The 1591-nt window shown below is 74.0% G+C and carries 2 protein-coding genes; both read right to left on the bottom strand.

Annotated elements, in window-relative coordinates; translation table 11 throughout:
• Positions 1 to 127: 127 nt before the first annotated feature.
• Positions 128 to 565 carry a twin-arginine translocase TatA/TatE family subunit gene (locus DVA66_RS20225; protein WP_157974197.1) on the bottom strand — a complete coding sequence of 146 codons (438 nt, stop codon included), beginning with the start codon at positions 563 to 565 and terminating at the stop codon, positions 128 to 130.
• 9 nt (positions 566 to 574) lie between these two features.
• Positions 575 to 1591: S1C family serine protease (locus DVA66_RS20220; RefSeq protein ID WP_157974196.1), on the bottom strand; the 1017-nt coding region annotated here is incomplete at its 5' end.

The following is a 1591-nucleotide window of genomic DNA, read 5'->3' as shown; positions in this document are numbered from 1 at the left end:
CGACCGGCTGGCCCCCCGCTCGCGTCCGCTGCAGGGTCTGCAGCTCGGGCTCAGCCCCGTCGGTCGCTGACGCCGGGGCGCACCGGCCGCTGACGCCGGTGGCCGGTCGGCTGCTGGTGCCGGCGGCTCAGGTGGCGTCGGGGTCGAACGGGGCGCCGGAGCGCACCGGCGCCTTGGCCACCGGGCGGCTGCCGTTGCCCGACGGGGCGTCGTCGCGCAGCCCGTCACCGGCGCTGCGCAGCTCGTCCCGCACGCTCTCGAAGTCGGCGGTGGTGTCGCTGAAGGTGGCCTTGGTGGCGCTGATCTCACCCTTGACGTCGGCGGTGATCGGGTCGAGCTGCTCGTCGATCTTGCGCCGGATGAAGCCCTTGGGGTCACGGATGTCGAAGTCCTCGAAACCCGGACCGAGCTCGGTCTGGATGTGCTGCTGGGCGTTGTTGGCGATGTTGCGCAGGTAGTTGATCACCCGCGCCGCCTTGCGCGCCAGACCGGGCAGCTTGTCCGGCCCGAAGAGCAGGATCCCCAGGATGACGAGCACCAGGGTCTCCCACGAGAACAGGTTCACGCGCAGACCCTACCCAACCTGCCCGGCCAGCTCGACCTGCACGTCGAGGGCCCGGGAGCCCCGTCGCACGCTCAGCGTGATCAGCTCCCCGGGGCGCCGGCTGCGGATGTCGACGATCAGCTCGACGGTCTCCGCCACCCGCTCGCCGTCCACCGCCTCGACCACGTCGCCGACCCGCAGCCCGGCGCCCTCGGCCGGTCCGCCGGACACCAGCTCGACCAGCTCGACGCCCTCACCGTCGGGCTGGGTGCGCACATCGGCGCCGATCACCGGGTACTCCGCCTCGCCGTCGCGCACCAGCAGCTCACCGATCTGCATCGCCTGCTGGATCGGGATGGCGAACCCGACCCCGATGTTGCCGCCCACGGTCCCCTCCTCCGCGCTGCCGCCGAGGCTGAGGATGGCCGAGTTCACCCCGATCACCTGGCCCGAGCTGTCCACCAGCGGGCCGCCGGAGTTGCCCGGGTTGATCGGGGCGTCGGTCTGGATCGCGTTGATGTAGGCGGTGGCGCCCTGGGCGTCCTCGCCGCCGCCGACCACCACCGGACGGTCGACGGCGGAGACGATGCCCTCGGTGACGGTGCCGCCGAGCCCGAGCGGTGAGCCCACGGCCACGGCGACCTCGCCGATCTCCACCTGCTCGGGCGGGCCGACCGTGACCGGCACCACCGGCGCCTCGTCGGCGTCCTCCACCCGGATCACCGCCAGGTCGTAGCCGGGGCTGCGGCCGAGGACCTCGGCCTCGGCGCGGGTGCCGTCGTCGAAGACCACCCGCACCCGGCCCGACCCGCCCGCCGGCTCGACGACGTGGTCGTTGGTCATGATCGTGCCGTCGGCGTCGATGACGAAACCCGACCCGGTGGCCTGCCCTGCCTCGATGGTCACGGTGCTGGGCAGCACGGCCGCGGCCACGGCGACGGTCGGCTGCTGCGGCGCGGAGCCGGACGGGCCGGGGACGGGTGGCGGCACCGGGGCGGACGGGGCCGGGCTGGCGGCCGGGGTCGTGACGAGCTCCGCACCCAGCAC

Origin of the sequence: Desertihabitans aurantiacus (assembly GCF_003344635.1) — a bacterium.
Lineage (GTDB): Bacteria > Actinomycetota > Actinomycetes > Propionibacteriales > Propionibacteriaceae > Desertihabitans > Desertihabitans aurantiacus.
This window is presented reverse-complemented; position numbering and strand designations above follow the sequence as displayed.